The sequence below is a fragment of the Plantibacter sp. MMLR14_011 genome (assembly GCF_001865025.1).
GTDB lineage: Bacteria > Actinomycetota > Actinomycetes > Actinomycetales > Microbacteriaceae > Plantibacter > Plantibacter flavus_A.
The window spans coordinates 236,429-261,463 of record NZ_MJGW01000050.1; the positions used below are offsets into that span (position 1 = coordinate 236,429).

Here is a 25,035-nt window from a genome sequence, read left to right on the forward strand (position 1 = left end):
CGCCGCCGCGTCCGCGGCAGGATGGACCATCATGCAGATCCTCATCACGAGCTACCTCGAACCCGAACACGTCGAGGCGATCCGCGCCTCCCACCCGGACGTCGAGGTGCTCTACGACCCGACGCTCATCGGCGTGCCGCAGTACGTCGCCGACCACCACGGGCCGACGCCGCAGCTGAGCGCCGCGGACCAGCGGCGCTGGGAGGAACTGCTCGCGCGGGCCGAGGTCGCGTTCGACTTCGACTGGCAGGACCCGGCGGCGCTCCCGCAGCGGGCACCGAACCTGAAATGGATCCAGGCGACGAGCGCCGGCATCGGTGCGTTCATGCGTCGCACCGGACTCGATCGCAGCAGCATCATCGCCACGACCGCCGGTGGCGTGCACGCCGTGCCACTCGCCGAGTTCGCCCTCACCGGGGCGCTCTTCGTCGTGAAGGGACTGCCGTACCTGCAGCGGCAGCAGCGCGAGCATCGGTTCGAGCGGTACACCACCCGGCAGCTGGCCGGCATGCGGGTCACCGTCGTCGGCGTCGGCGGCATGGGCTCGAACGTGGTCCGGACCTTCGACGCGATCGGCGCACGCGTGACCGCGGTGGGTCGTGTGGGCGGACGCTACGAGCTGCCGCAGGGTGTCGAGCTGAGCGATGTCGACCGGCTCGACGAGGTGTTGCCGACGACCGACGTACTGGTGCTGTGCACGGCGCTCACCCCCGAGACCGAGAACCTCATCAGCGCCGACCGCATCGCGATGCTCCCGACGCACGCGGCCGTGGTCAACATCTCGCGCGGTCAGGTGATCGACGAGGACGCCCTCATCGAGGCCCTCCGCTCGGGTCGACTCGGCGGTGCCGCCCTCGACGTGTTCCGTGAGGAGCCCCTGCCCGCCGACTCGCCCCTCTGGGACCTCGACAACGTGCTCATCTCACCGCACTCCGCGTCCACGGTGGAGAGCGAGAACGCGACGCTCACCGCGCTCTTCATCGAGAACCTCGCCCGGTACCGCGCGGGGGAGCCGCTGCTCAACCGCTTCGACGCCGACCGGGGCTACTGACCCGTCGACCCACGGTCACCGCTCGCGGATCGCCCGCCAGTCGTGCCGCGCGGCGAAGCGGCCGTCGATGAACACGTCGATGTAGCGTGCGCCACCGTCGATCGGTTCCTGGATGATCACCCGAATCGACACCATGTGTCGTTCCTGCACCCCGACCTCGACGTCGAAGACGTTCGGCATGATGCGCCCCAGATTGCCCCCGCTGTCGGCCGCCAGCCACCCGTCGACCTCGATCGTCACCCGGTTCCGGATCCCGGCGACCCGCACGGTGACGTGATGGGGCTCGTCGACCCCGACGGTGAAGCTGAATGAGACGGCCATGACCACCATCAGACCACACGCGTCGACCGCTGGGCGCTGATCAGGTGATCGGCCCGCCGGTGCATCGCGCGACGAGCTGGATCTCGACGGGTGCATCGCCGGGAAGCGCGGCGACCCCGAGGGCGGCGCGGACGGGCAGTGAGGCGTCGGGGAACCGTTCGACGACCACGGCGCTCGCCGCGTCGGCGATCTCACTCAGCCGGACGAAGCCGTCGGCCACGGCGAGGTAGACGGTCAGGGAGACCACTTCGGTGAGGAAGGCACCCTCGGGGACCGCGTTCGCAGCGGCAGCGAGCGCCCGCTCGGTCGCGATCCGGGTGGCGGACAGCGCCTGGGCGTCGTCGAGTTCTCGACCGATCCGGCCGGTCGCCACGAGCGCGCCGTCGACCCGCGGGGTCATGCCGGCGGTGTGGACGAGCTCGCCGACGAGGCGTGCGACCGAGTAAGCGCCGGCTGGCCGGATCCCCGCGTCGCGAGATGCGCCGTCGGTCACGCGTCGATACCGGCTGCGGTCGCGAGGCCGGTCAGGCACACGACCATCCGCTCGAGCGCCGCAGCCCACTCCGTCTCGTCGCGGGCGTAGCAGATCCGGAAGTGCCCGCTGCCGGAGGGGCCGAACTGGTACCCGGGCGAGACGACGACCTGCGCCTCGCGCTGCAGGGCTCCGGCGACCTCGACGTCCGACACCCCGAACGCCGAGACGTCGAGGAACAGGTAGGCGGTCCCGTCCTGCGGCGTCATGCGTAGGCCGGGGACCCGCGACAGGCTCTCGACGGTGGTGCGCTTGATCGCCTCCAGGTCGGCGATGCGTTCGTGGAGGAAGTCGTCGTCGTCGACGAGCCACCGGGCGAGCATGCGCTGCGCGTAGGCGGGGGCGCGGAGGGAGGTCATCGCGAGGGTCTGCTCGACCGACGCGATGACGTCCTCCGGGGCGACCACGACGCCGATCCGGAAGCCGCTCATGGACTCGGTCTTCGACGGGCCGAGCAGGGTGATGGTCCGGTCGGCCATGCCGGGCTCGGAGCGGAGGTGGGGGAACGGGGTGTCCGTGTAGAGCAGGCGACTGTACAGCTCGTCGACGAGCACGCGGAAGCCGCCGGCGACGGCGAGCTCGGCGACGCGGGAGATCATCTCCGCGGGATAGACGGCGCCGGTCGGGTTGTTCGGGTGCGAGAACATGAGCAGCTTCGGCTGCTCGGGCAGGAACCGTTCGACCACGTCGAGGTCGAGGCCGGGGCGCTCGCCGTCGAGGATGAGCGGGATGCGCTCGACCCGTGCTCCGAGGAACGCGAGGATCCGCTCGCAGAACAGGTAGTCCGGGTCGGCGAGGAGGACGAGGTCGCCCTCGTCGACGATCGAGGACAGTGTCGTGAACAGGGCGCCCTGCGTCCCGGGGGTCAGGGCGAGGTTGCCGGGACCCACCGGGCTGCCGAGGAAGCCGCTGATCGCCGAGGCGAGGTCGGTGAGCACGCCGGGGTCGCCTCGGTACGGGGTGTACGCCCATTCGCCGGTGGCGACGGCCTCGCGGATGGCCTGGTCGGCCCAGGCCGGTGGTGGGAAGCGGACGGTGTCGAAGTGCGTCGTGTCGAGGAGCCCGTGACCGCCGCCGTCGAGTCTGAGCGACAGGTCCGCTTCACGGACGGAGAGCCCGGGAGCCGCCTCCCGATAGGTGAGGTGCGTCCGCGCCACGCGAGCGCTCTGCGCCGGGCGCAACTCGGGAGCGGCGGGCGTGTCGCCGCCCAGCTGGGCGGTGGTGGCCGCAGGCGGGTGCACAGACATACGAGCTCCTCAGAGTCTTGAGGTCCGCCTCATCCGGACCTGTCATCTGTAGACTGTATACTATCGACAACCGGTGATCCATGATCGGTGCGAGATGGCGAGTTCCACGGAGTGCGGGCCAAACGCGCGGTCCTTGCGCGACAGCTGCCGCATGCGCACGTTTCGTGCTCGTAACGAATCAGCACCGGAAGCCTTCTGGGTTTGAGGGATTTGTTCGGAGCGTGCTGTAATCCTCTACAAGCACGTGCGAAGAACCTGCACACAGCCGTGCCGTCTCTCACACACAGAAAACGAGGTCGACATCAATGTCATCCCTACGTAGCGGATTCCGGAAGAGCGCCGTCGCGCTCGCGGGTCTCTCCATCACCGCCCTCGCCCTCGCCGGCTGCGCCGCCGGCGGCGGGAGCGGCTCCAGCAGCGGCGCCAGTGGCACGATCGTCATCGGCACGACCGACAAGGTCACGACGCTCGACCCGGCCGGATCGTACGACAACGGCTCCTTCGCCGTCATGAACCAGGTCTTCCCGTTCCTCCTGAACACGCCGTACAACAGCCCCGACGTCGAGCCCGACATCGCCGAGTCGGCCGAGTTCACCTCGCCGACCGAGTACACGGTGAAGCTCAAGAAGGGCCTCAAGTGGGCCAACGGCAACGACCTCACCTCGTCCGACGTGAAGTTCAGCTTCGACCGTCAACTCGCCATCGCGGACGACAACGGACCGTCCTCGCTCCTCGGCAACCTCGAGAAGACCGACGCGCCCGACGACCTCACCGTCGTCTTCACGCTGAAGACCGAGAACGACCAGACCTTCCCGCAGGTGCTCTCGAGCCCCGTCGGCCCGATCGTCGACGAGGACGTCTTCTCCGCCACCGAGATCACCCCGGACGCCGACATCGTCAAGGGCAAGGCGTTCGCCGGCCAGTACACGATCGACAGCTACAAGTTCAACGAGCTCATCTCGTACAAGAAGTACGCCGACTACCAGGGCCTCCTCGGCGCGGCGAAGAACGACACCGTCAACGTGAAGTACTACACCGACGAGTCCAACCTGAAGCTCGACGTCAAGCAGGGCAACATCGACGTCGCGTCGCGCAGCCTCTCCGCGACCGACATCGAGGACCTGAAGAAGGACAAGAACGTCAAGGTCGTCGACGGCCCCGGTGGCGAGATCCGCTACTTCGTCTTCAACTTCGACACGATGCCCTACGGTGCGACCACCGCCGACGCCGACCCCGCGAAGGCGCTCGCCGTCCGCCAGGCCGCTGCCGACCTGATCGACCGCGCCGCGATCGCCAAGGACGTCTACAAGGACACCTACACCCCGCTCTACTCCTACGTGCCCGCCGGCCTGACCGGTGCCACCGAGTCCCTCAAGGGTCTCTACGGCGACGGCGACGGCGGCCCCGACGCCGCCAAGGCGAAGGAGACCCTCGAGGCTGCCGGCGTGACCGTCCCGGTCGCGCTCAACCTCCAGTACAACGGTGACCACTACGGTTCCGGCTCCGGCGACGAGTACGCGCTCATCAAGGACCAGCTCGAGGCCGACGGCCTGTTCACCGTCAACCTGCAGCAGACCGAGTGGGTCCAGTACGCAAAGGACCGCACGACGGACGTCTACCCGGCCTACCAGCTGGGTTGGTTCCCGGACTACTCCGACGCCGACAACTACCTGTCGCCGTTCTTCGCCACGGACAACTTCCTCGCGAACCACTACGACAACCCGGCTGTCAACGACCTGATCAACGAGCAGCGCTCGACGACGGACGCCGACGCACGGACGAAGCTCATCGAGCAGATCCAGGACACGGAGGCGGCCGACCTGTCGACCATCCCGCTGCTCCAGGGCGCTCAGGTGGCCGTCGTCGGCAAGGACGTCGAGGGAACCGTCCTCGACGCGTCGTTCAAGTTCCGCTACGCGCCCATCACCAAGGGCTGACTAGCCTGACCAACTGATATCCGACTATGGTGAGTCGGACGTCGCGATCGGGGTGGCTCCACAGAGCCGCCCCGATCGTGTGTCCGGGCTCTACCGAGTCGGTGATCGAGGAGGATCCACTGCAATGACGGCAGCTGTCGCAACCCCACCCCCCAAGGCGGCCAGACGTTCCGGAGGTGGCGGACTCTGGCGGTATCTCGTCATCCGCTTCCTGCTGATCATCCCGACGGTGTTCATCCTCGTCACCATGGTCTTCTTCCTGATGCGCCTGACCGGTGATCCGATCACCGCGGCGCTCGGAGGCCGACTCCCGGCCGATCAGCTCGCGGAACGCATCAGTGCCGCCGGCTACGACCGGCCCATCTTCATCCAGTACGTCGAGTTCCTCGGACAGATCGCGGTCGGCAACTTCGGCACGACGATCTCCGACAACCGGCCGGTCATCGAGGTCCTCCTCACGTACGGCTCCGCGACCCTCGAACTCGCGATCTACGCGCTCATCGTCGCCTTCATCGTCGGCATCCCGCTCGGCATGCTCGCCGCCGCCCGCCGTGACCGCTGGCAGGACGCTGGCCTCCGCGTCTTCGCGATCCTCAGCTACGCCACCCCGGTGTTCTTCGCCGGCCTGCTGCTCAAGCTCATCTTCTCCGTCTGGCTCGGGATCCTCCCGGTCGCCGGGCGAGCGAGCACCGGCACCGAGCTGACGCTCCAGACCATCTCGAACCCGTCCGGCATCTACCTGATCGACGCGATCCGCCTCGGCGATCCGACGGCGATCAGTGACGTCCTCGCCCACGCGGTGCTCCCGGCGATCGCCCTCGGCCTGTTGACGGCCGGCGTCTTCCTGCGGCTGGTCCGCACCAACGTCATCGGCACGCTCGGTTCCGGCTACGTCGATGCGGCCCGGTCGCGCGGCGTCAGTGAGTTCCGGCTCGTGACGAAGCACGCCTACCGTCCGGCGCTCATCCCGATCATCACGGTCATCGGCCTCCAGATCGCGCTCCTCCTCGCGGGCGCGGTCCTCACCGAGACGACGTTCGAATGGAAGGGCCTCGGCTTCATGCTGAGTGAGTACCTCAAGGCGCGTGACTTCGTCGCCGTCCAGGGGATCGTCGCGCTGCTGGCCGTCATCGTCGCCCTGACCAACTTCATCGTCGACATCATCGCGGCGATCATCGACCCGAGGGTGAGGTACTGAGCATGAGTGCTCCGACAGCCACCACCGCCGTTCAGACCGCGCCGGCGAAGCGACCGTTGCGGGAACGTCTCCCCGTCGTCAAGCAGTTCCGGCAGTCGGTCGGGCTGCAGCGGGCGATGCTCGTCATCGGTCTCGTCGTCACGGGCGTGTTCGTGCTCATCGCGATCCTCGCGCCGCTCGTCGCGCCCTACCGGTTCAACCAGCTGCGCGGCGACGACGGTTCGTTCGGCACGCAGCAGGCGCCGAACGCGACGAACCTCCTCGGCACGACCGTCGGCGGGTACGACGTCCTGTCCCGGGTGCTCTGGGGAGCCCAGACCGCGCTCTTCGTCATCGTGGCCGCGATCATCCTGTCGATCTTCATCGGCGTCCTGCTCGGGCTCGTCGCCGGGTACTTCGGCGGCTGGCTCGACCGCGTGCTCGTGGTCGTCTGCGACGCGGTGTACGCCTTCCCGTCGCTGCTGCTCGCGATCGTGATGTCGATCGTCATCAGCCGCGGCCAGTCCAGCCTCTGGGGCGGCATCCTCGCCGCCGCGATCTCGATCACCGTGGTCTTCATCCCGCAGTACTTCCGGGTGATCCGCTCCGAGGTCGTGCGCATCAAGAGCGAGGCGTTCGTCGAGTCGGCGAAGGTCATCGGTGCGTCCAGCTCCCGCATCATGTTCCGTCACGTGCTGCGGAACGCGACCCGGACGCTGCCGCTCATCATCACCCTCAACGCCTCCGAGGCCATCCTCACGCTCGCGGGGCTCGGCTTCCTCGGGTTCGGCATCGAGCCGACCGCGGCCGCCGAGTGGGGCTACGACCTCAACCGGTCCGTCTCCGACGTCACGAGCGGGATCTGGTGGACCGCGCTGTTCCCGGGCCTCGCGATCGTCCTCGTCGTGCTCGGCATCACGCTCGTCGGTGAGAGCCTCAACGACCTGTCCGACCCACGTCTGCGCAGCCGTCGTCGGGTCGGCGCGTCGAGTGGATCGGTCGCTGCGACGTCGAGCATCACGACCACCGGTGGCACGCCCGACAGCCCCGGTGGCGCCGGGATGATGGACGCCGAGTCGCTGGGAGCCGTGAGCGACGCCGCGGCGGACAGCGATCTGGAGAACCGACGAGAGGACGAGCGCTCATGAGCCAGTCGACGCCGACCACCGGTCCACGCGACCTCGGCACCAAGGACATCGTCAGCATCCGCGACCTCGGGGTCTCGTTCTCGACCGACGCCGGCGCGGTGAAGGCGATCAACGACATCTCGCTGTCGGTCGCACCACGCGAGATCGTCGCGATCGTCGGCGAGTCCGGTTCGGGCAAGACGGTCACGGCCAAGACCATCCTCGGTCTGCTCCCGGAGACGGCGACGGCCTCCGGCGCGGTCGTCCTGCGCTCCCGCGACGGTTCGACCGAGCAGGACGTCGTCACGGCGTCGGCGGAGCAGCTGCGGTCCATCCGCGGCAGCGACGCGGCGATGGTGTTCCAGGAACCGTCGACCGCGCTCAACCCCGTCTACAAGGTGGGCTGGCAGATCGCCGAAGGTCTTCGCGCGCACGGTTCGTACACGAAGGCCGAGGCACGGGCCAAGGCCATCGACATCCTGCGTCGCGTCGGCATCCCTGAGCCGGAGGAGCGGGTCGACTACTTCCCGCACCAGTTCTCCGGCGGGCAGAAGCAGCGCATCGTCATCGCGATGGCGCTCGTGCTCGACCCCGGACTGATCGTGGCCGACGAGCCGACGACCGCGCTCGACGTCACGGTGCAGGCGGAGATCCTCGACCTCCTGCGTCGGTGCCGCGACGAGTTCGGGACGGCCATCGTCCTCATCACCCACAACATGGGCGTCGTCGCCGACCTCGCCGACCGCGTCGTTGTCATGTACCAGGGCGACATCGTCGAGGAGGCTCCCGTCCAGGAGCTGTTCTCCTCACCGAAGGCCGAGTACACGAAGAAGCTCCTGTCGTCGGTGCCGCACGTCGGCCGCGGCAAGAGCTCCGCGCCGGCCGAGGTCGAGCGCGGCAAGCAGCTGCAGCTCGGTGAGCCGGTGGTGGTCGCGAAGGGGCTCGAGATCGAGTACCCGGGTCGCTTCGGGCGTGCCGGGTTCCGGGCGGTCAAGGGCGTCGACTTCACGATCCACGCGGGCGAGGTCCTCGGCCTGGTGGGGGAGTCGGGGTCGGGCAAGACCACGATCGGCCGCGCGATCGCCGGGCTCACCAAGGTGACCGGCGGCTCCCTGTCGGTGCTCGGCGTGGAGATGAACCGGGTGAAGGAGCGCGAGTTCGCTCCGAAGCGCCGCGAGATCGGGTTCGTGTTCCAGGACCCGGCGACGAGCTTCAACCCGCTGCTCACGATCGCGGAGTGCGTGGCGGAGCCGCTCATCGTGCACGGTCGCTTCGGCGACACACGGGCGGCCCGACGCCGGGTGGACGAGCTCCTCGAGGCGGTCCAGCTGCCGAAGGCGTTCGGCGACCGGTTCCCGCACGAGCTCTCCGGCGGGCAACGGCAGCGCGCTTCGCTCGCGCGGGCGTTGGCGCTCGAACCGGCACTGCTGGTCGCCGACGAACCGACCTCGGCACTCGACGTGTCCGTGCAGGCCCGCGTGCTGGAGCTCTTCGCCGAGCTGCAGCGTGAGTTCGGATTCGCGTCGCTGTTCATCAGCCACGACCTCGCGGTGGTCGACATCCTCGCCGACCGCATCGTCGTGCTGTATCGCGGCGACATCGTCGAGGAGGGGCCCGGCTCAGCGGTGCTCGGTGCGCCGAGCGACGTCTACACGCGCCGACTCCTCGCATCGCTCCCCGTGCCGGACCCGGCCGAGCAGGCAGTCCGTCGCGAGGAGCTCAAGCGCCTCCGCGCCTGACAGCAGGAGATCTGCACGAGGGCAGGATCGAACGTCGCGTTCGGTCCTGCCCTCAGGCGCTTCTCCTGTCGCCAAGCGGTGGTGTGTGACCTCAGCCGAGCTTGACGGCGGTGCCGTAGGCGACGACCTCCTGGTAGTTCTGGCCGACCTCGGCCGCGTCGAACCGCATCGCGAGCACCGCGTCGGCACCGAGCGCGGTGGCCGCCTCGATGAGTCGCTGCTTCGCTTCCTCGCGGCTCTCAGCGAGCTGCTTGGTGAGCCCGGAGAGCTCACCGCCCAGCAGTGCCTTGAAGTTGGCGCCGAGTTGCACGCCCGCGTTGCGTGCACGGACCGTGAGGCCGGTCACCTCGCCCAGCACCTCGGTGACCTGGCGGCCGGGGACATCGTTCATCGTCGAGATCAGCATGCTCGCAGTCTGGCACCGCTGCGCCCGCCCCCATAGGGGGGATGTCCCGGTCTCCAGGGCCTTACCGCGGTCACCGACCTTTCCCCGGTCACTGAGCTTGTCGAAGTGCAAGCACAGTGGCGCCTCGCTTTTCGACAGGCGCAGGGACCCCCACATCGTGCGCCGAGGACGTCAAGACGGTCGACACGACAGCAATCTAATATATCTGTATGTCGAACCCTGAATCGCCAATCACCACGCACGGCCCACAGCCGCTCCAGATTCGCCAGGGTCTCACGGCCGGATCGATCGTCGCCGCGTTCCTGACGATCATCATCGGCGTCCGAGCGGGCTTCGGCGTCGCCGAGTACCTCGGCTCGGCGCTCTGTTTCGCCGAGCTGGTTCTCGCGGCGTACCTGGTCATGACGCGGGTGAACCTGGCCCGCGGCCGGAGGCGCTGAACGTCCCTGCGCTGCCCGCACGGGACCCGGACGGAATTCGCGATTCCGTCCGGGTCTCATGTCTCCAGCGAGAGGTCGCGTCGGGCGAGGTCGGCGGGTGACGGCAGACTGGGGTGGTGCACATCGTCCTCCAGCAGCTCGACGGCGCCCGCGTGCGCGTCGTGCACCTCGAGGACCGCCCCATTCCGTCCGGCGAACCACCTCCGGTCTCCGAGACCACCATCCCGCGCGCCGACCTCGCGGCCTTCGTCCGGCGTCTCGAAGCCGAGCCGAATCCGCCGCGCTGGGTCTGGGACGACACCACGCTCTGGTACCCGGCGCTCCTCGCCGCGGGTGTCCGGGTCGCCCGCTGCGTCGACCTCCGGCTCTCACACAACCTCCTCCGCAACGCCGCCTTCACCGCCGACTCCGCCCTCGCGACGGCTCCGGCGGGCCCGTGGGACGAGGTCCTCGACCCGCGCGTCGCCCAGCGTGCGGAGGCGGTCGGGACCCTCTTCGACCTCGACCTCCCGGGCGGCGAACGCGATCCCGTCGCCGAGTTCACGCTCCAGCGTGACGCCGTCGACGGTGCGACACCGCAGGGACGCTCGCAGCTCGGACTCCTCCTCGCCGCCGAGTCCGCCGGTGCCCTCATCGCCACGGAGATGACCTTCGCCGGTCTCCCGTGGGACGCCGAGGCCCACGACCGCATCCTCGCCGACGCCCTCGGCCCCAAGGTGCCGCCCGGTGTCCGTCCGGCGAAGCTGGCCGCGGTCCTCGAGGAGGTCAAGGCCGCCCTCGGGGTGCAGGAGCTCAGCCCCGAGTCACCGGGCGAGCTCCTCAAGGCCCTGCAGCGTGCCGGCATCAACGCGACGTCCACTCGGCAGTGGGAGCTGCAGGAGATCGAGCACCCCGTCATCGAGCCGCTGCTCCGGTACAAGAAGCTGTCCCGTCTCCTCACCGCGAACGGTTGGACGTGGGTCGAGACCTGGGTGAAGGACGGACGCTTCCGCCCCACGTACGTGCCCGGCGGGGTCGTCACGGGCCGTTGGGCCTCCGACGGTGGCGGTGCCCTCCAGCTTCCGCACCAGGTCCGCGGTGCCGTCCTCGCGGACGAGGGGTGGCGCTTCGTCGTCGCCGACGCCGCCCAGCTCGAGCCACGCATCCTCACCGCGATGTCCGGCGACCGCGCGATGGCCGATGCCGGACGCGGCGTCGACCTCTACCAGGGCATGGTCGACGTCGGCGCGGTCGACACCCGACCACATGCGAAGATCGCGATGCTCGGTGCCATGTACGGCGCGACGACGGGGGAGAGCGGGCGCCTCCTGCCCCGGCTCACGAGGGCGTTCCCGCGGGCGATCGAGTTCGTCGAGGCCGCCGCCCGTGCCGGGGAGCGCGGGGAACGGGTCAGCACCCGGCTCGGTCGCACCTCACCGCTACCCGGCGAGACCTGGCGCGAGATCCAGTCCGCCGCATCGATGGAGGGCGCCAACGCCGCCGCGACCCAGCGTGCCCGCATGGAGGCGCGCAGCTGGGGTCGCTTCACCCGCAACTTCGTGGTGCAGGGCACCGCCGCCGAATGGGCGCTGTGCTGGATGGCCGGCCTCCGGACGCGGCTGCAGGCGCTCGCCGCAGAGTCGGTCGGTCCGGCGGCCGCGCTCACCGAGTCGGCCCACCTCGTCTTCTTCCTCCACGATGAGATCGTCGTCCACTGCCCCGAGCACCAGACCGAGCGGGTCGTCGCCCTCGTGCGCGAGGCGGCGGCCGAGGCCGGTCGCCTGATCTTCGGCACCGCGCCGGTCGAGTTCCCGGTCACCACCGCCGTCGTCACCTCCTACGCCGACGCCAAGTAGCCCGCGAACTGTCACGTGACGCGGGTGTGCGCGGCCCACACTGTTCCGAGGTGACAGTTCGCGAGCTTGACGCTGGCGAAACAGGTCGGGCGGTGGGATGGAGTGCATCAGCCCTCGAAAGGATGCGCCATGACCGTCGAACACGTCCAGACCCGCCCGACCCGACCCGCCTGGGCGACCGGAACCCGCCCGACCGACGGTGACGCGGTGGCCCCGGACGACCAGCGACCGCTCGCGAGCCTGCTCGAGTCCGGCGGCGCGGTGATCGGCTGTCTCACCGGTTGGGTCGTCGTCGTCGGCATCTTCATCGGGGCCGTCGCGATTGGCACGATCTGCATCGGCGGGACGGCGGCGATGCTCGCCGCGGCCTTCCTCGCCCCCTAGCCCGCGAACTGTCACTTGATGCGGGTGCGCGTGGCCCGCACTGTTCCGAAGTGACAGTTCGCGGGCTGGGATGGGTGGGCTCAGCCGCCGGTGATCGCCCGGACGGCGTCGGTGATGATGAGGTACCAGCCGTAGACGGCGAGGGCCAGACCGATGAGCCACCACCATCCTGTCCGACGGGACAGGCGTCTTCCCTGCCGTGCCACTCCTCGTGGCGGACGGATCAGTGGGAACGAAGCCGCCATCGTCGCCGCGTCGACCGGTTCCAGTCGACGATCCCGCCAGCGCTCCCATTGCGCGATGCGTTCCGTCAGGATGTCGACGACCGACAGCAGCCACGTCCACACCTCGGGGTCGAGGGTCGAAAGGTCCTTGGGTGAGTACAGGAAGAGGTGGTCGTCGACAATCTCGACATCGAGTTCGGCGACGGTGTCGATGAACCGCGCCATGATGTCGGGTGTGAAGAGGTAGAGGGCGTCGGTCTCGTACCCACGCGGGCAGTACAGCTCGAAGTGGCGGTCGAAGTCGCCTTCGAGTGAGAGCCGCTGGTCCTTGGCGTAGGTGACGGGCAGGCGGGGGTGCAGGAGCGAGTTGTTACCGACGGCGTCCAGGACGATGTGGGGGAGCGCCACCGGCAGCCGGAGCGCCACGTAGCCCCACCGATGCTCCTTGCGGTTCCGTCCCGAACCGATGGTCGTGCGCAGGTTCCCGACGGACAGCGGCGACCTGCCGTCCCGCCAGACGAGGTCCCTGACCACGCTCGTCCCACCCATCGTGAAGATCAGGCCGGGCAACGCCACCGGTATGGCGAACGGTCGGTAGCCCAAGCCGTTCGCCCGAGCGAATCGGTCCAGCCGGTACTGACGCACGCCGCTGCGTCGTCGGACCGTGCGCACCAGCAGGACGAGCATGCCGACGGGCAGCGCGAGGTAGGGCAGGAGGATCAGGGCCGACCAGTCCAAGGGTTCATCCGGCATCGAGCCGTCTTCGAGCACGAACCACCAGGCGGAGAGGAAGCCGATCGGCAGCACCGCCAGCACGACGGCGGGCCAGATCGCCGCCAGGAGTGGTGGACGGATCTCGCCCGGGAGGCCCCTGCGGTACTCGCGAAGTGCGCGTCGGTCGATCCGTTCCGTGAGCGGTCGCGTGTCCAGCGTCGTCGTTCGAGTCGTCGGACCGGTCATCGTACGTGCGGTGTTCCGTGCGGTTCGGGCACGGGCGTCATCGTCGCGGGCGTCCGACCAGGGCGGTTCGCGGCGACCGTGAGTGCCCGGCCGGCAGCGTGGACCAGTGTCTCGAGCGGTCCGCGACGCTTCGTGAGGGCGATGATCCAGCCGAGGAGGAGCGCGCCGGCGACGTGGACGAGCCAGAGCTGCGGGCTCGAGATGAGCCACGCCGTGTCCGCGTACGTCCCGGCGATCGCGGCGATCAAGGCACCCACCGACGCCATGAAGACGTGCGCCGAGTAGACGGTGAGCGGAGCGGCCCCGGCGCCGGTCGCCGGCAGGAGCGCGAGCGACCAGCCGCGGTTCAGGACCGTCCCGAGTGCCAGGCACAGACCGATGACGACCGCCGCGATCCCGATCGTGAAGACGAGGTCGAGCGTGGTGCCCGAGTGCGGGGCACGGGCGACGAGCCACCAGAAGGACTCCGTGGGGCTCGTGCCGTACATCCCTTCGGCGAGGGCGTCCTCGACGGCGGTGATCGTCGTCGGATCGGGTTCGAGACCGCCGGTCCAGGCGCGCGCGATGCCCTGGACACCGCCGACCGGACCGAGCAGGAGGGCGGCGAGGCGGTCCGCGGCGACGGCGACGACGAGTCCGATCGCCGCGAGCTGCAGTGCGAACCGTCGCAGGGTCCCGTTCGCCCGAGCGACCATGAGCAGCCGACCGACTGCCATCCCGACGAGGACGTAGACGATCCACGTGAGCGCCGGGTACACCCCGGTGAGGAGCAACCCTCGGGCGAACCCACCGCCCGAGACGTCGAACCAGGACGCACTGCCGATCTCGGGGGAGTCGACGCCACTGAGCGGCACCCGGAGTGCTTGCGAGCAGATCGGCCAGACCACCGCCCAGACGGCTGCGACGATCAGCAACGTGCGTGGACGCCACGTGACGGCCGGGATCGCGAGCCAGAAGGTCACGCCGTAATACGCGATGATCACGTAGATGCCGCCGGGCAGCACGCCGAGGGTGAGGCCGAGGACGAGCAGGGCGAAGCCGCGTCCGAAGAGGTTGAGTCGCGCCGCGGAGGGAGAGCCGGCGGCGAGGTCGCGGCGGCTCGTGAGGACGATCCCGATGCCGGCCAGCACGGCGAAGAGGGCCGCGGCCTTGCCCGACAACACCTCTGTGATCGGCGTGTGCCCGCCGGTGGCGATGTCGAACGCCCACACGTGCGTGGCCATCATGCCGATGAGGGCGAGGAAGCGCGCGAGGTCGAGACCGATCAGTCGGTCGGCGCGCTGTCGGCTGGCTGGGCTGCTCATCGGGTCCAGCATCCCATGCGTGGCGGCTCCGCGACAGGCCCGCGGTGGCGGTACGGGCTCCCGTCCGGTATGCTGTGAAGGTTGCCCGGGTGCGTCCGCTCTGTTCTCGCCCGATCGCAACGATGCTTACACCCTCCTGCCACAGAAAGTCTGTGGCCGTTCGAGTCCGAAGGAGGTGGGTTAGTGACGCATCAGTACGAACTCATGGTCATCCTCGACCCCGAGATTGACGAGCGCACGGTTGCACCGAGCCTCGACAAGTTCCTCAACGTCATCCGCAACGATGGTGGAACCATCGACAAGGTCGACATCTGGGGCCGTCGTCGTCTCGCTTACGAGATCAACAAGAAGACCGAAGGCATCTACGCCGTCGTGGACTTCACTGCGACGAGCACTGCCACGCAGGAGCTCGACCGTCAGCTGAAGCTCTCCGAGGCCGTCATGCGCACCAAGGTGCTGCGTGCCGAAGAGGCCATCGCTCAGGTCGCCACCGAGACGAAGCGCAGCGAAGAGAAGGCCGCCCGCAAGGCTGCCGCCAAGCCCGCTGCTGCTGTCGCCGCGGCTCCCAAGGCAGACGCGGCTCCGGCTGCGGCTGAGACCAAGGAAGCCTAGGGCTCATGGCCGGCGAGACCGTCATCACCGTGGTGGGCAACCTGACCAGCGATCCGGAACTGCGTTTCACGCAGAACGGCCTGGCTGTCGCCAACTTCACCATCGCTTCCACGCCGCGCAACTTCGATCGCGCGACGAACGAATGGAAGGATGGCGAAGCGCTGTTCCTGCGCGCGAGCGTTTGGCGTGAATTCGCCGAGCACGTGGCCGGATCGCTCACCAAGGGAAGCCGCGTCATCGCGACCGGGCGTCTCAAGCAGCGTTCCTACGAGACGAAGGAAGGCGAGAAGCGGACTTCGATGGAACTCGAAGTCGACGAGATCGGCCCTTCGCTCCGGTACGCGACCGCGACCATCAGCCGTGCACCCTCGGGTGGCGGCGGCGGTGGTCAGCAGCGCGGCGGCGGAGCTCCGCAGGTGCAGCAGAACGAGCCTTGGGCTCAGAGCGCACCCGCAGCTTCCGGCGGCAACGGCGGTGCAGACGCCTGGAACACTCCGGGCAGCTACAGCGACGAGACCCCCTTCTAAACAGATTCGATCGGTCCGGTTCTGCCGGTTAGCCGATCACTCCATTCACACGCAAAGGAACAACCATGGCTGGAAAGTCGAGCGGCGACCGCCGCAAGCCTGCCCGCGGTGCTAAGGGCGGCAAGAACGTCGCTCCCGCGAAGGCGATCCGCGTCGGTGTCATCGATTACAAGGATGTCGCCACGCTTCGCAAGTTCATCTCCGAGCGGGGAAAGATCCGTGCTCGTCGTATCACCGGTGTCAACGTCCAGGAGCAGCGACTCATCGCACGTGCGGTCAAGAACGCACGCGAGATGGCGCTCCTGCCCTACGCCGGCTCTGGCCGCTAGGAGGCGCCGCACATGTCGAAAGTTATTCTGACGCACGAGGTCTCCGGCCTCGGCTCCGCTGGTGACGTCATCGACGTCAAGAACGGCTACGCCCGCAACTTCCTCGTGCCCCAGGGTTTCGCGACCCCGTGGACCCGCGGTGGCGAGAAGCAGGTCGAGCAGATCAAGTCGGCCCGCGCTGCGCGCGAGCACGCCACGATCGAAGAGGCCCAGGACCTGAAGGCTCGCCTCCAGGCCACCAAGGTCAAGCTCACGGTCAAGACGGGTGGCGAAGGCCGTCTGTTCGGTTCCGTGAAGCCTGCCGACATCGCGAAGGCCGTGGCGGAAGCTGGGCTGGGCGAGGTCGACAAGCGCAAGATCGAGATCCACACCCCGATCAAGTACGTCGGCGAGCACGAGGCCACCATCAGCCTCCGCGACGAGATCGTCGCCACGATCACCCTTCAGGTGGTCGCGGCCAAGTAGTACCCGCCGTGCGGTGTCGGGCCCTCGGGTCCGGCGCCTCATGCACGTCGTGATGAGCGCGATGGCGGTGGACCGAGAGGTCTGCCGCCATCGCGTTTTTCTGTGCCCAGAACGGGGGTGGAGTGTCGTCTCGGCGTCTGCGTGTTACACCCGTTTCGCCCTCGGAGTCAAGCAAGTTGTACACAGGTGACCCCCGTTCTCCTCAACGTTCGACACAGGATCGAAAGAACTTTCCACACACAGCCTGTGGAATCAGAATCTCCTGGTCAGGACAGTATTGACTGGTGGAAAAACTTCTCTCTCCACAGGGTTTCCCACAGCTTGTGCACACGACACGCGGCGTTTCCCCCGATCTCTCCACAGAGTTATCCACAGGCAGAGTTGGTTGTGGAGACGAGTGGCCCTATCGTGAGTCATCGGCGTCTCGGAACAGCCGGGCGAGCAGGCTGAGCAGCCCTCGTCCGTAGCCTGCGGGCGCCCCGCAGGGCCCGTGCGTGTCGCACGTTCCTGCTACACCTGAGTCGTCTCCACCCGCACCACCCGAGTCAACATCGAGAAGGGATGTCCACTTGTCGATCGCTCACCTGGGCCGCTCCGAAGGCGGCGGTTCATACGACGAGCCGCGCGGCAACGAGCGGGTCCCTCCGCACGACCTCCTCGCGGAGCAGAGTGCGCTCGGCGGCATGCTGCTGTCGAAGGACGCGGTCGCCGATGTGGTCGAGACGCTCCGTGGTGTGGACTTCTACATCCCCAAGCACGAGGTCATCTACGACGCCCTGCTGACGCTGTACTCGCACGGTGAGCCCACCGACGTCATCACCGTGACCGACGAGCTCGTCAAGACGGGTGAGCTGTCCCGTGCCGGTGGCGCGGACTACCTCCACACGCTGACGAGTCTCGTGCCGACCGCGGCGAACGCCGGCTACTACGCCCGCATCGTCGCGGAGCGCGCACTGCTGCGTCGTCTCGTCGAGGCCGGCACCCGCATCGTGCAGATGGGGTATGCGGCCGAGGGAGAGGCCGTGGAGCTCGTCAACTCCGCTCAGGCCGAGATCTACGCCGTCTCCGGCAACCAGGAGGTCGAGGACTACGTCCCGCTGACCGACGCGGTGAGTGCGGCGATCGACGAGATCGAGGCCGCCAAGCACACCGACGGTTCCATGACCGGCGTGCCGACGGGCTTCCGCGAGCTCGACGAACTGACGAACGGGCTGCACCCGGGTCAGCTCATCATCGTCGCCGCCCGACCCGCTATCGGTAAGTCCACGCTCGCGCTCGACTTCGCCCGCGCTGCGTCCGTGCACTACAACCAGCCGTCGATCTTCTTCTCGCTCGAGATGGGTCGTAGCGAGATCGCGATGCGTCTCATGAGTGCTGAGGCGTCCGTGCCGCTGCAGCTCATGCGTAAGGGCACCGTCGACTCACAGGACTGGACGAAGATCGCGCAGGTGCGTGGGCGCATCAACGACGCTCCGCTCTACATCGACGACAGCCCGAACATGACGCTCGTGGAGATCCGGGCGAAGTGCCGTCGACTCAAGCAGCGTGTGGGCCTCAAGATGGTCGTCATCGACTACCTGCAGCTGCTCACGTCCGGTAAGCGTGTCGAGAGCCGTCAGCAGGAGGTCTCGGAGTTCTCCCGTGCGCTGAAGCTCATGGCGAAGGAGCTCCAGGTCCCCGTCATCGCGCTGTCACAGCTGAACCGTGGTGCTGAGCAGCGGGCCGACAAGATGCCGGCACTGTCCGACCTCCGTGAGTCGGGCTCGATCGAGCAGGACGCCGACATGGTGGTGCTCCTGCACCGCGAATCCGCCTACGAGAAGGACAGCCCGCGAGCCGGCGAGGCCGACCTGATCATCGCCAAGCACCGTAACGGACCGACGCGCACGATCACCGTCGGCTTCCACGGGCACTTCAGCCGCTTCGCCGACATGGCGCCGGGGATGTAGTTCGCGGTCCGCGCCCAGAGTGCGCATTGTGCTTGCTCATCGTCCTGCGAGGAGCAGACTGCGCACTCTCGATGCATGCCCCTGTTGCGCGCAGCAGCCGATCTACCATGGTGGTCATGGCCGATCTCACCGGACTCAGTCGCGCGGAGCTCGTCGACCTCGTCCGCCGACTCCAGGCCGCGACGGGCACCGAGGGTGAGCAGGACCAGCTCCTCGGGGTCCTTCGCGCGAACGTGCCTGATCCGCGCGTGTCCGACCTGATCTACTGGCCGCCGTCCGTGCTCTCGCCCGACGAGATCATTGATCGCGCGCTCGCCTACCGGCCGTTTGCGCTCTGACATCGTGACCGGCATCGACCTGACCTTCGCCCCACCACTGAGGGGCACGTTCTACCGCGCGATCGACCCGAGCTTCCGCGAGTTCGCGATCGCCGGATCGCGCACCGCTGGGCGCTACTCGCGGGCGAACGAGCCGACGCTGTACCTGAGCTCGTCCGTCGACGGTGTCGAGGCCGCGATGATCGCCCACCAGGATGCTCGGGCGGGGGCGCGCGAGATCGTTGAGATCGACGTCGAGGCGTCCGGCATCGTCGACCTGCGCGACGCGCGGGCTCTGGAGTCGGCAGGCATCGACCTCGCTGACGCGACAGCCCCCTGGCAGGACATCGTCGCCGGCGGGGGCACGCCGACGTCGTGGAGCGTCCGCGACCGCCTCCTTGCCGGCGGCGCGTACGGATTGATCGATCCCTCGCGCAAGCGGCCGGGGCTCTGGCATCTGGTGCTCTTCCGCTGGAACGAGCCTGATGCGCCGAGCGTCAGCTTGAGAGGGACTCATGTCGCCGCCGCGAATTGACGCCGCGATACGACGTTCGTCCTGATCCGAGCGTGTACCGGGCCGCTCAGCTCTGAGCGCGGCGCGCATGCGTGCGCGCCTTCATCCGGTTGCCGCAGACCGCCATCGAGCACCACTTCGCGGTGCCAGGTCGGCTGTGGTCGACGAGGAACTGCGTGCATTCGTGGTTCGCGCAGGCACGGAGGCGCCCGGGGAACTCCGTGATCACGCTCGACCACGCCAGCACGACCGCCGCCACGAGGCGATCGTCCTCAGGGACCTGAAGCTCCCAGACCACGCCGCCCGGGGTGATGCGCGGCGTGCGCACGGCATCGTCGAGGATGCCCGCGAGGTCTCTGATCGCTCCGCCGTCATCTCCACGGACGACGGTCTGGAGCGCCTGCCTCGCATGTCGAAGGCGCGCCACCTCGTCCGCGGATCCGGTGCCGCCCCAGCTGCGCGCCAGGTCTTGTCCGGTCGGCCCCTCGAGACGGTCGGTCGGGGTGCCCTCGACGACCGGCGCACTGTTCAACAGGCCCAGCAGCAGCTCCTCGTCGCGAAGCATCGTTCTCCGTTCTCGTGCGCCGACCGGCGCCCTCGATCCATGCTACCGTCTGGCTAACCAGTAAAACGATCTAAAGGGGTTAGCCATGGTCACCGTCCACCACCGCACCGTCTCGATCGACGGGCTCGACGTCTTCTACCGCGAGGCTGGCCCTGCCGACGCTCCCGTGCTCCTACTCCTCCACGGGTACCCGAGCAGCTCCCACATGTTCCGGCACCTCATCCCGGCCCTTGCCGGCCAGTACCGCGTCATCGCTCCGGACCACATCGGCTTCGGTCGCTCCTCCGCCCCCTCGGTCGACGAGTTCGAGTACACCTTCGCGGCCCTCGCAGGGGTGACCGGCCGGTTCCTCTCGACCATCGGCGTGACGCAGTACACGATCTACGTCCAGGACTACGGCGCCCCGGTCGGCTGGCGCCTGGCCCTCAACGACCCCACCGCCGTCGTCGGGGTCATCTCCCAGAACGGCAACGCCTACGAAGAGGGGTTCGTTCCGAGCTTCTGGGACCCGATCTGGGCCGACGCCGCCGAACGGACCGCCGAGACGCGCGACGCGCTCCGTCCAGCCCTCGGGCGGGAAGCCGTCGAATGGCAGTACACCCACGGTGTGCCGGACGCGACGACCGTCGACCCCGACGCCTGGGAGCACGACCTCGCGCTCCTCGCCCGACCGGGTCAGGACGACGTGCAGCTGGCGCTCTTCCGCGACTACGCCACCAACCGGGACCTCTACCCCGCGGTGCACGAATGGCTCCGCACCTCACAGGTGCCGGTGCTCGCGATCTGGGGTCGTAACGACGAGATCTTCGCCGCCGCCGCCGCCGGCGCCACGGCGTTCACCCGCGACGCCCCCGATGCTCGCGTCGAACTCGTCGACGGCGGACACTTCCTCCTCGAATCCGACCTCGACCACGTCGCTGACACCATCACGGACTGGCTCCGGACGACTGACCGAAGCGCATAGCCCGGCGGCTGACGCCGAGACCGTCACCCGTCTGCGTCGACGACTCCGTCTCGCCAGGATCAGGCGCTGGCCTCGTGTGTGCTGCCGCGCTGGTGAACGTCGCCGGCACGGTCCTCAGCTACTGGTCGCTACCAGTCCTGGCCCGAGTCATTCTCGCCAGCCGTCCACGTCGCGGTCACCGACCTCGCACGCGTCCTGTCCCCGGTGTCGGTCGACACTGCATGGATGGTGCTCGTCGGCGATCTGACCGACTTCGATCCCGCAACGCTCGTGCTACAGGTTGACCGCCAGCAGGGTCACGAGTGTGATGAGGATCACGACGAGGACGCCGCCGCCGCAACCGATGGCGAGAAGGGGCCCGTAGCCGAGGCGGGACGTGCGCGCGCCGGCGTGCTGAGCCGCCGCGATGAACCCCGGGCCGCCGCCGAGGTGGAACGAGTACGCCGCTCCGGCCACATTGACCGTGCGGGCGAGGTCGACGCCCATTTCGAAGCGTGGCTTGTCGAGAATGCCGGCGACGCCGCCGGCGATGCCGTGATAGAGCGCCCGGTCCACGGATCGGGGATCCGCGAGCATCGGATAGCTCTGATCGCGCACGACAAGCGTGATCCGCTGAGCCGCCGACTTCACGACGACCTCCTGTGCGGGGACCCGGAAGTACTCCATCCACCCGGCAGGCGTTGCGACCCAGAGCGCAACGAAGCCGTCGCGGACCTCGGCACATGCCGGGAGGTACTGTCCGGTCGCGTGGTCGCCGAATGCTCCTGAGAACACCGTGTGGGGAAGGTGGTGGTCTGGTGCTGTCATGGCTACCCCTGGTCGGCGCAGTAAGCCGACAGACGCTCTTCGCCGGCGGTGAGTGCGTCGTCCCATGCTGCGAAGGCGGTATCACCCTCCGAGACGTATGCATCGACCTCGTCTGCGGAGAGTTGGAGCACCTGCTCCTCCGTGAGTAGACCGGAGATCACGTCCTCGTAGTACGTTTCGTACGCGTCGTACATGCCCGCCATCTCCGTGTGGACCTCGGAGACGGTGACCTGCGCCAGCGCTGCTTTGAGCTGCGCGAGCCCGTCAGTCGCCTGGCGCTGAGCGGCGGGCACGTCCCCGATGGCCGCGGCACCGGATGCACCGCTGTAGACGAGGCCCGCGTCGACCCATTCACCGTCGGCGATCTCACACGCTTGTGTCGCGGTCTGACCGCTCTGCATCACTCCGCACAGGTCGTAGCGCTGCACGTTCGCATCGGACATCTGCCGCTCGAATTCGGTTTCCTGCTGTCCGAGGACGACGAGGAGGTTCGTCGGATCGTTGAGATCGACGGCGTATCCCGCCGGCACAGCGGCGAGGCCCGGCCAGATGGTGTCGGCATACTGCTGATGCGCACTGATCGACGCGTCGAGGACCTGTCGCAATTCGGGGGCGGCGACACGATCGGCGATGTCCTGCAAGTTGGAGATCACCGACTGGTGCTCGGTCTGCTTCTGAGCGAAATCCTTCCGCTGGGAGTCGGCTTCGAGCGCCTCCCACGGATCGAGAGCGAATCCCCATTCCGCGTTCACCGTCTCGCACGCGACATCGAGGCCGTGTTGCGCCGGCGGCATCGACGCCGGGGCGGGGCCTCTGTTGGGTGGGAAGAGCGAGGTGCAACCCGCCGCGCTCACCGCCACGGCGATGGCCGCCGCGATCATCGGCACATTCCTACTGGCAATTCGCATGCTGTCCCCCCGGTGATCACCGACATCGCCGTTGTCCACCTTAGGGTCATGCTTCGTCACGGCGGAAGCTCTGGAGCCCACGGGGTGTTCGGGCGCGAAGGAGCCGCCACGCGACTCTGGCCTGGTGATCGGGGATGTTCGAACACCTGATTGCGAGAGACGCCTACGGCATGGGCGCGTGTACTTCCGCGGCCCACGACCGCATGAGCTCTCGTTCCTCCGCGGTGCAGACGTACCCGTAACCGTAATTTCGGCCATCGAACGTCAGCGTCCACAGGTTCAGATACGTGAGCGCATAGCAGTCGGCGAAGGCTTCGCTGTTGCCCTGGAAGTGGCCCTGCTCGACGAGCACCGAGGATGCTGACGGGGCCATGCCTTTCGCGTCACTGTCGGCGCGCGTGTAGAGGTGGGAGAGCTCGTGCAGGACGACCTGACGCCGGGCGATGTCACCGCCGATCTGGTCCTCGGGAGCCAGATGCACCGCGAGCGGCTCCTCCGAGACGCAACCTATCGTCGTGTAACCCTCATCCGCCCGCCGGGAGGTCGCGCACGCCGTGCTCGCGTCCCACGCGATGTCGATGAAGCCCTGACCGGCCTCATCGACGATCGCTTCGGTGACGGAGCCGGAGACGTTGGTGAGCCGAGTCGCGGCTTCCGCGATTCGCTGCTCCAGTTGCTCACGGACGCCAGCTGCGTCGGCCGCGTATTTCGCGACCGAACCGTCGGTGAGCGAGGGGTCCGCGATGTTCGCCTCCGCCCGCCGGAACGCCAACAGGTCGGCGACCAGGGGAGCGACGGGGTTGCTCTCGATCTGTGTATAGAGCTCGTTGTATGCGGTTCGTTCCGACTCGAACGCCGCCAGGGAGTCTTCGCGAGCGGTCGTGCCCTCGGCCGCAGGTCCATTCGGCGTCGACGGTGCCGCGAGCAGTCCGCCGACGAACGCGATCACGATGACGAACACGCCCAGCAGTGCGAGGCCGCCACATCCGAGGATCGCGCACAGTCCGCCGCGCCCACGCCGAGGGTCCTGAGTCAGCGGAGGGAGAGCGACAGGAGCAGCGCCCGTCATGGCTCGTTGCGCAGGGCTGGCGTGGAAGATCCACTCGCGCAGCTGCGGGTAGCACGCCGGGTGACGGAGGATGAGGGGATGCAGATCGTGCCTGCGGGCCGCTATCGCCGCCAGCTGGGACGGCGGCATCGCGGGATTCCGCATGCTCGCGAGATCGACGTCGTACCCCCGGTCCATCATGCGTACATGGTAGAGCCATCGCGCTGACGGGGCACGGCACCGTCGCCGACCTCAATGCCATCAGCGAGATGAGCGCGGACGTGCCGAGGTGCCATCCGATCCCACGTGATCGACGCGCGCCGTTCACCGCCGAGCGGTGCGTCGCCCTCGGATCACGCTGTCGATGCCGGAGACGTGGCTCAGCCCGGTCAGCCTGCGTCTCCGCGCCAGACCGCAGCGGGATTCTTGCGCCGAAGACGCCGTGTGTCGCGAGCGCGGAGGACCCGTGCCCGTTCCAAGAGGTCGATCGTCGCACCGTAGGAGCGATCCGCTGCACGCCGCTCAGTCGGCGTGAGCGTGCGGGGGAGCGCAGCCCACCACTGCCGAAGTGGATCGACGTCTCCCGGGCTCCTGCCCCACTCGTCCTTCGCCGCCGTGATCGGATCAGCGAGCGCGACGCGATCCCGGCGGCGAGCGACCACCGCCAGCGCAGCGATCCCGGCCACAGCTGTGCCGAGGAGCACGAGGCCCGTCATCGCCCGGGCGGGCTCGTACCGATCGACCTCATCCCAGTTGCCCACCACGTAGGCGAAGACCACCGTCCACACGACGCCGACCACCACGTACAGCCGCGCCGCGCCGCGCGTGTGCGCTCCGAGCAGGAACGACGTGAGTCTTCCCCGTTCGAGGAGGCCGAAGATCACCGCTGAGACGATCGCGCACAGCCCCACCCACATCGCCGCTTCGTCGACACCGAGAGCCGGCCGGCCGTTCCGAGGAGACGGCAGGACAAGGCCCGCCGCGAGCAGCCCGAGCAGGAGCGCGACCACCGTCGCCGCGTCGCGAGCGCCCCACCGGGTGCGGGACGCTCTTCGTCCGTCGCCACCGCTGTCCCGAGCAAGACGCGCCTGTGCGCTACGCAGCCTCGGCACTGCCGCCAGTACCGCCGCGCGGGAGGCCTCGACCACGGCATCGAGGCGCGGCTGACCTCGCATCTCGGAGAGACGGGGCATCAGCTCGGCACGCACGTCGGCGTCAAGATCACCCGGGTCACTGTTCCGCAGGACACGATCGGTCATCTCGCCAGCGTAATCGTCGCGGTCCGGGGTGCTGGGCGTGGGCAGTACGTCCGGACTTCACCCCGCGCTACGGCACATACAGGGCCG

27 protein-coding genes are annotated in these 25,035 nt (G+C 68.4%); 16 read left to right on the plus strand and 11 right to left on the minus strand.

Translation table 11 applies throughout. The features are described 5' to 3' along the window. Positions 1-31 precede the first annotated feature (31 nt). On the plus strand, positions 32-1,051 hold the full coding sequence (locus BIU99_RS15460; RefSeq protein WP_071262060.1) for a D-2-hydroxyacid dehydrogenase: 1,020 nt from the start codon (positions 32-34) through the stop codon (positions 1,049-1,051). Positions 1,052-1,066: 15 nt separating this feature from the next. Here BIU99_RS15460 and BIU99_RS15465 read toward each other — a convergent pair whose 3' ends face one another. From BIU99_RS15465 to BIU99_RS15475, 3 genes are read right to left on the minus strand one after another with little or no spacing between them, the layout of a single operon-like run. Further along, positions 1,067-1,372 carry a hypothetical protein gene (locus tag BIU99_RS15465; protein ID WP_139205474.1) on the minus strand — a complete coding sequence of 102 codons (306 nt, stop codon included), beginning with the start codon at positions 1,370-1,372 and terminating at the stop codon, positions 1,067-1,069. Positions 1,373-1,412: 40 nt separating this feature from the next. Beyond that, a complete protein-coding gene (locus BIU99_RS15470) occupies positions 1,413-1,865 on the minus strand; it encodes a RidA family protein (RefSeq protein ID WP_083397405.1) in 453 nt (150 codons plus the stop codon). After that, a complete protein-coding gene (locus BIU99_RS15475; RefSeq protein WP_083397406.1) occupies positions 1,862-3,151 on the minus strand; it encodes an aminotransferase class I/II-fold pyridoxal phosphate-dependent enzyme in 1,290 nt (429 codons plus the stop codon). The genes BIU99_RS15470 and BIU99_RS15475 overlap by 4 nt, the downstream gene beginning before the upstream one ends. A gap of 305 nt (positions 3,152-3,456) precedes the next feature. Here BIU99_RS15475 and BIU99_RS15480 point away from each other — a divergent pair, with 305 nt between their 5' ends. The 4 genes from BIU99_RS15480 to BIU99_RS15495 all read left to right on the plus strand — a co-directional run bounded on the left by BIU99_RS15480 (position 3,457) and on the right by BIU99_RS15495 (position 9,131). Further along, positions 3,457-5,088, plus strand: a complete 1,632-nt coding sequence (locus BIU99_RS15480; RefSeq protein ID WP_071262061.1) for an ABC transporter substrate-binding protein — start codon at positions 3,457-3,459, stop codon at positions 5,086-5,088. Positions 5,089-5,212: 124 nt separating this feature from the next. Continuing rightward, positions 5,213-6,286 carry an ABC transporter permease gene (locus BIU99_RS15485; protein WP_071262062.1) on the plus strand — a complete coding sequence of 358 codons (1,074 nt, stop codon included), beginning with the start codon at positions 5,213-5,215 and terminating at the stop codon, positions 6,284-6,286. Positions 6,287-6,288: 2 nt separating this feature from the next. Next, positions 6,289-7,413, plus strand: coding sequence for an ABC transporter permease (locus tag BIU99_RS15490; protein WP_079003704.1), 1,125 nt, complete (start codon positions 6,289-6,291; stop codon positions 7,411-7,413). Further along, entirely contained in the window at positions 7,410-9,131 is a 1,722-nt protein-coding gene (locus BIU99_RS15495; protein ID WP_071262063.1) for an ABC transporter ATP-binding protein, read from the plus strand. The genes BIU99_RS15490 and BIU99_RS15495 overlap by 4 nt, the downstream gene beginning before the upstream one ends. Before the next feature lie 91 nt (positions 9,132-9,222). Here BIU99_RS15495 and BIU99_RS15500 read toward each other — a convergent pair whose 3' ends face one another. After that, positions 9,223-9,537: a YbjQ family protein gene (locus BIU99_RS15500; RefSeq protein WP_064294105.1), complete on the minus strand. Its 315-nt coding sequence runs from the start codon at positions 9,535-9,537 to the stop codon at positions 9,223-9,225. Positions 9,538-9,746: 209 nt separating this feature from the next. Between BIU99_RS15500 and BIU99_RS15505 the strand changes: the two genes are divergently transcribed. The 3 genes from BIU99_RS15505 (at position 9,747) to BIU99_RS15515 (ending at position 12,196) form a co-directional block, all read left to right on the plus strand. Further along, positions 9,747-9,977: a hypothetical protein gene (locus BIU99_RS15505; RefSeq protein ID WP_071262064.1), complete on the plus strand. Its 231-nt coding sequence runs from the start codon at positions 9,747-9,749 to the stop codon at positions 9,975-9,977. A 116-nt stretch (positions 9,978-10,093) separates the two neighbouring features. After that, entirely contained in the window at positions 10,094-11,812 is a 1,719-nt protein-coding gene (locus BIU99_RS15510; protein WP_071262181.1) for a bifunctional 3'-5' exonuclease/DNA polymerase, read from the plus strand. Between the two features lie 129 nt (positions 11,813-11,941). Beyond that, positions 11,942-12,196, plus strand: a complete 255-nt coding sequence (locus BIU99_RS15515; RefSeq protein ID WP_071262065.1) for a hypothetical protein — start codon at positions 11,942-11,944, stop codon at positions 12,194-12,196. A gap of 80 nt (positions 12,197-12,276) precedes the next feature. On the opposite strand, the gene BIU99_RS15520 is transcribed toward BIU99_RS15515, so the two are convergent. Both BIU99_RS15520 and BIU99_RS15525 read right to left on the minus strand, forming a co-directional pair. Next, positions 12,277-13,380, minus strand: coding sequence for a hypothetical protein (locus BIU99_RS15520; protein WP_071262066.1), 1,104 nt, complete (start codon positions 13,378-13,380; stop codon positions 12,277-12,279). Beyond that, positions 13,377-14,684 (minus strand): heparan-alpha-glucosaminide N-acetyltransferase domain-containing protein, encoded by a 1,308-nt coding sequence (locus BIU99_RS15525; protein WP_175484418.1) that lies wholly within the window; start codon positions 14,682-14,684, stop codon positions 13,377-13,379. Before BIU99_RS15525 ends, BIU99_RS15520 begins: the two co-directional genes overlap by 4 nt. Before the next feature lie 204 nt (positions 14,685-14,888). Here BIU99_RS15525 and rpsF point away from each other — a divergent pair, with 204 nt between their 5' ends. From rpsF to BIU99_RS15560, 7 genes are all read left to right on the plus strand, one after another. After that, positions 14,889-15,296, plus strand: coding sequence for a 30S ribosomal protein S6 (rpsF, locus tag BIU99_RS15530; protein WP_217485263.1), 408 nt, complete (start codon positions 14,889-14,891; stop codon positions 15,294-15,296). A gap of 5 nt (positions 15,297-15,301) precedes the next feature. Continuing rightward, positions 15,302-15,823 carry a single-stranded DNA-binding protein gene (locus BIU99_RS15535; protein WP_064295656.1) on the plus strand — a complete coding sequence of 174 codons (522 nt, stop codon included), beginning with the start codon at positions 15,302-15,304 and terminating at the stop codon, positions 15,821-15,823. Positions 15,824-15,888: 65 nt separating this feature from the next. Continuing rightward, positions 15,889-16,152: a 30S ribosomal protein S18 gene (rpsR, locus tag BIU99_RS15540; RefSeq protein ID WP_056010351.1), complete on the plus strand. Its 264-nt coding sequence runs from the start codon at positions 15,889-15,891 to the stop codon at positions 16,150-16,152. Between the two features lie 12 nt (positions 16,153-16,164). Continuing rightward, positions 16,165-16,617, plus strand: a complete 453-nt coding sequence (gene rplI / locus BIU99_RS15545; protein WP_056780635.1) for a 50S ribosomal protein L9 — start codon at positions 16,165-16,167, stop codon at positions 16,615-16,617. A 569-nt stretch (positions 16,618-17,186) separates the two neighbouring features. Next, positions 17,187-18,566, plus strand: coding sequence for a replicative DNA helicase (gene dnaB / locus BIU99_RS15550; protein ID WP_071262068.1), 1,380 nt, complete (start codon positions 17,187-17,189; stop codon positions 18,564-18,566). A gap of 116 nt (positions 18,567-18,682) precedes the next feature. Beyond that, positions 18,683-18,904: a hypothetical protein gene (locus tag BIU99_RS15555; RefSeq protein WP_071262182.1), complete on the plus strand. Its 222-nt coding sequence runs from the start codon at positions 18,683-18,685 to the stop codon at positions 18,902-18,904. A gap of 4 nt (positions 18,905-18,908) precedes the next feature. Then, positions 18,909-19,418: an RES family NAD+ phosphorylase gene (locus BIU99_RS15560; RefSeq protein WP_254773631.1), complete on the plus strand. Its 510-nt coding sequence runs from the start codon at positions 18,909-18,911 to the stop codon at positions 19,416-19,418. Positions 19,419-19,464: 46 nt separating this feature from the next. Here the strand turns inward: BIU99_RS15560 and BIU99_RS15565 are convergent, their stop codons facing one another. Beyond that, positions 19,465-19,962: a CGNR zinc finger domain-containing protein gene (locus BIU99_RS15565; protein ID WP_071262069.1), complete on the minus strand. Its 498-nt coding sequence runs from the start codon at positions 19,960-19,962 to the stop codon at positions 19,465-19,467. An 85-nt stretch (positions 19,963-20,047) separates the two neighbouring features. Between BIU99_RS15565 and BIU99_RS15570 the strand changes: the two genes are divergently transcribed. After that, positions 20,048-20,926, plus strand: coding sequence for an alpha/beta fold hydrolase (locus BIU99_RS15570; protein ID WP_071262070.1), 879 nt, complete (start codon positions 20,048-20,050; stop codon positions 20,924-20,926). A 273-nt stretch (positions 20,927-21,199) separates the two neighbouring features. Here BIU99_RS15570 and BIU99_RS15575 read toward each other — a convergent pair whose 3' ends face one another. The 4 genes from BIU99_RS15575 to BIU99_RS15590 form a co-directional block, all read right to left on the minus strand. Then, positions 21,200-21,733: a hypothetical protein gene (locus tag BIU99_RS15575; RefSeq protein ID WP_139205475.1), complete on the minus strand. Its 534-nt coding sequence runs from the start codon at positions 21,731-21,733 to the stop codon at positions 21,200-21,202. 2 nt (positions 21,734-21,735) lie between these two features. Further along, a complete protein-coding gene (locus BIU99_RS15580; RefSeq protein ID WP_139205476.1) occupies positions 21,736-22,701 on the minus strand; it encodes a hypothetical protein in 966 nt (321 codons plus the stop codon). Between the two features lie 103 nt (positions 22,702-22,804). Beyond that, positions 22,805-23,890: a hypothetical protein gene (locus tag BIU99_RS15585; protein ID WP_139205477.1), complete on the minus strand. Its 1,086-nt coding sequence runs from the start codon at positions 23,888-23,890 to the stop codon at positions 22,805-22,807. 188 nt (positions 23,891-24,078) lie between these two features. Beyond that, a complete protein-coding gene (locus BIU99_RS15590) occupies positions 24,079-24,948 on the minus strand; it encodes a hypothetical protein (protein ID WP_071262074.1) in 870 nt (289 codons plus the stop codon). Between the last annotated feature and the right edge of the window lie 87 nt (positions 24,949-25,035).

Coding starts and splice junctions, on each gene's coding strand:
- BIU99_RS15460 (WP_071262060.1), top strand. CDS start 32: ATGCAGATCCTCATCACGAGCTACCTCGAACCCGAACACGTCGAGGCG.
- BIU99_RS15465 (WP_139205474.1), bottom strand. CDS start 1,372: ATGGCCGTCTCATTCAGCTTCACCGTCGGGGTCGACGAGCCCCATCAC.
- BIU99_RS15475 (WP_083397406.1), bottom strand. CDS start 3,151: ATGTCTGTGCACCCGCCTGCGGCCACCACCGCCCAGCTGGGCGGCGAC.
- BIU99_RS15480 (WP_071262061.1), top strand. CDS start 3,457: ATGTCATCCCTACGTAGCGGATTCCGGAAGAGCGCCGTCGCGCTCGCG.
- BIU99_RS15485 (WP_071262062.1), top strand. CDS start 5,213: ATGACGGCAGCTGTCGCAACCCCACCCCCCAAGGCGGCCAGACGTTCC.
- BIU99_RS15490 (WP_079003704.1), top strand. CDS start 6,289: ATGAGTGCTCCGACAGCCACCACCGCCGTTCAGACCGCGCCGGCGAAG.
- BIU99_RS15495 (WP_071262063.1), top strand. CDS start 7,410: ATGAGCCAGTCGACGCCGACCACCGGTCCACGCGACCTCGGCACCAAG.
- BIU99_RS15500 (WP_064294105.1), bottom strand. CDS start 9,537: ATGCTGATCTCGACGATGAACGATGTCCCCGGCCGCCAGGTCACCGAG.
- BIU99_RS15505 (WP_071262064.1), top strand. CDS start 9,747: ATGTCGAACCCTGAATCGCCAATCACCACGCACGGCCCACAGCCGCTC.
- BIU99_RS15515 (WP_071262065.1), top strand. CDS start 11,942: ATGACCGTCGAACACGTCCAGACCCGCCCGACCCGACCCGCCTGGGCG.
- BIU99_RS15520 (WP_071262066.1), bottom strand. CDS start 13,380: ATGACCGGTCCGACGACTCGAACGACGACGCTGGACACGCGACCGCTC.
- BIU99_RS15525 (WP_175484418.1), bottom strand. CDS start 14,684: ATGAGCAGCCCAGCCAGCCGACAGCGCGCCGACCGACTGATCGGTCTC.
- rpsF (WP_217485263.1), top strand. CDS start 14,889: ATGGTCATCCTCGACCCCGAGATTGACGAGCGCACGGTTGCACCGAGC.
- BIU99_RS15535 (WP_064295656.1), top strand. CDS start 15,302: ATGGCCGGCGAGACCGTCATCACCGTGGTGGGCAACCTGACCAGCGAT.
- rpsR (WP_056010351.1), top strand. CDS start 15,889: ATGGCTGGAAAGTCGAGCGGCGACCGCCGCAAGCCTGCCCGCGGTGCT.
- rplI (WP_056780635.1), top strand. CDS start 16,165: ATGTCGAAAGTTATTCTGACGCACGAGGTCTCCGGCCTCGGCTCCGCT.
- BIU99_RS15555 (WP_071262182.1), top strand. CDS start 18,683: ATGGCCGATCTCACCGGACTCAGTCGCGCGGAGCTCGTCGACCTCGTC.
- BIU99_RS15565 (WP_071262069.1), bottom strand. CDS start 19,962: ATGCTTCGCGACGAGGAGCTGCTGCTGGGCCTGTTGAACAGTGCGCCG.
- BIU99_RS15570 (WP_071262070.1), top strand. CDS start 20,048: ATGGTCACCGTCCACCACCGCACCGTCTCGATCGACGGGCTCGACGTC.
- BIU99_RS15575 (WP_139205475.1), bottom strand. CDS start 21,733: ATGACAGCACCAGACCACCACCTTCCCCACACGGTGTTCTCAGGAGCA.
- BIU99_RS15585 (WP_139205477.1), bottom strand. CDS start 23,890: ATGATGGACCGGGGGTACGACGTCGATCTCGCGAGCATGCGGAATCCC.
- BIU99_RS15590 (WP_071262074.1), bottom strand. CDS start 24,948: ATGACCGATCGTGTCCTGCGGAACAGTGACCCGGGTGATCTTGACGCC.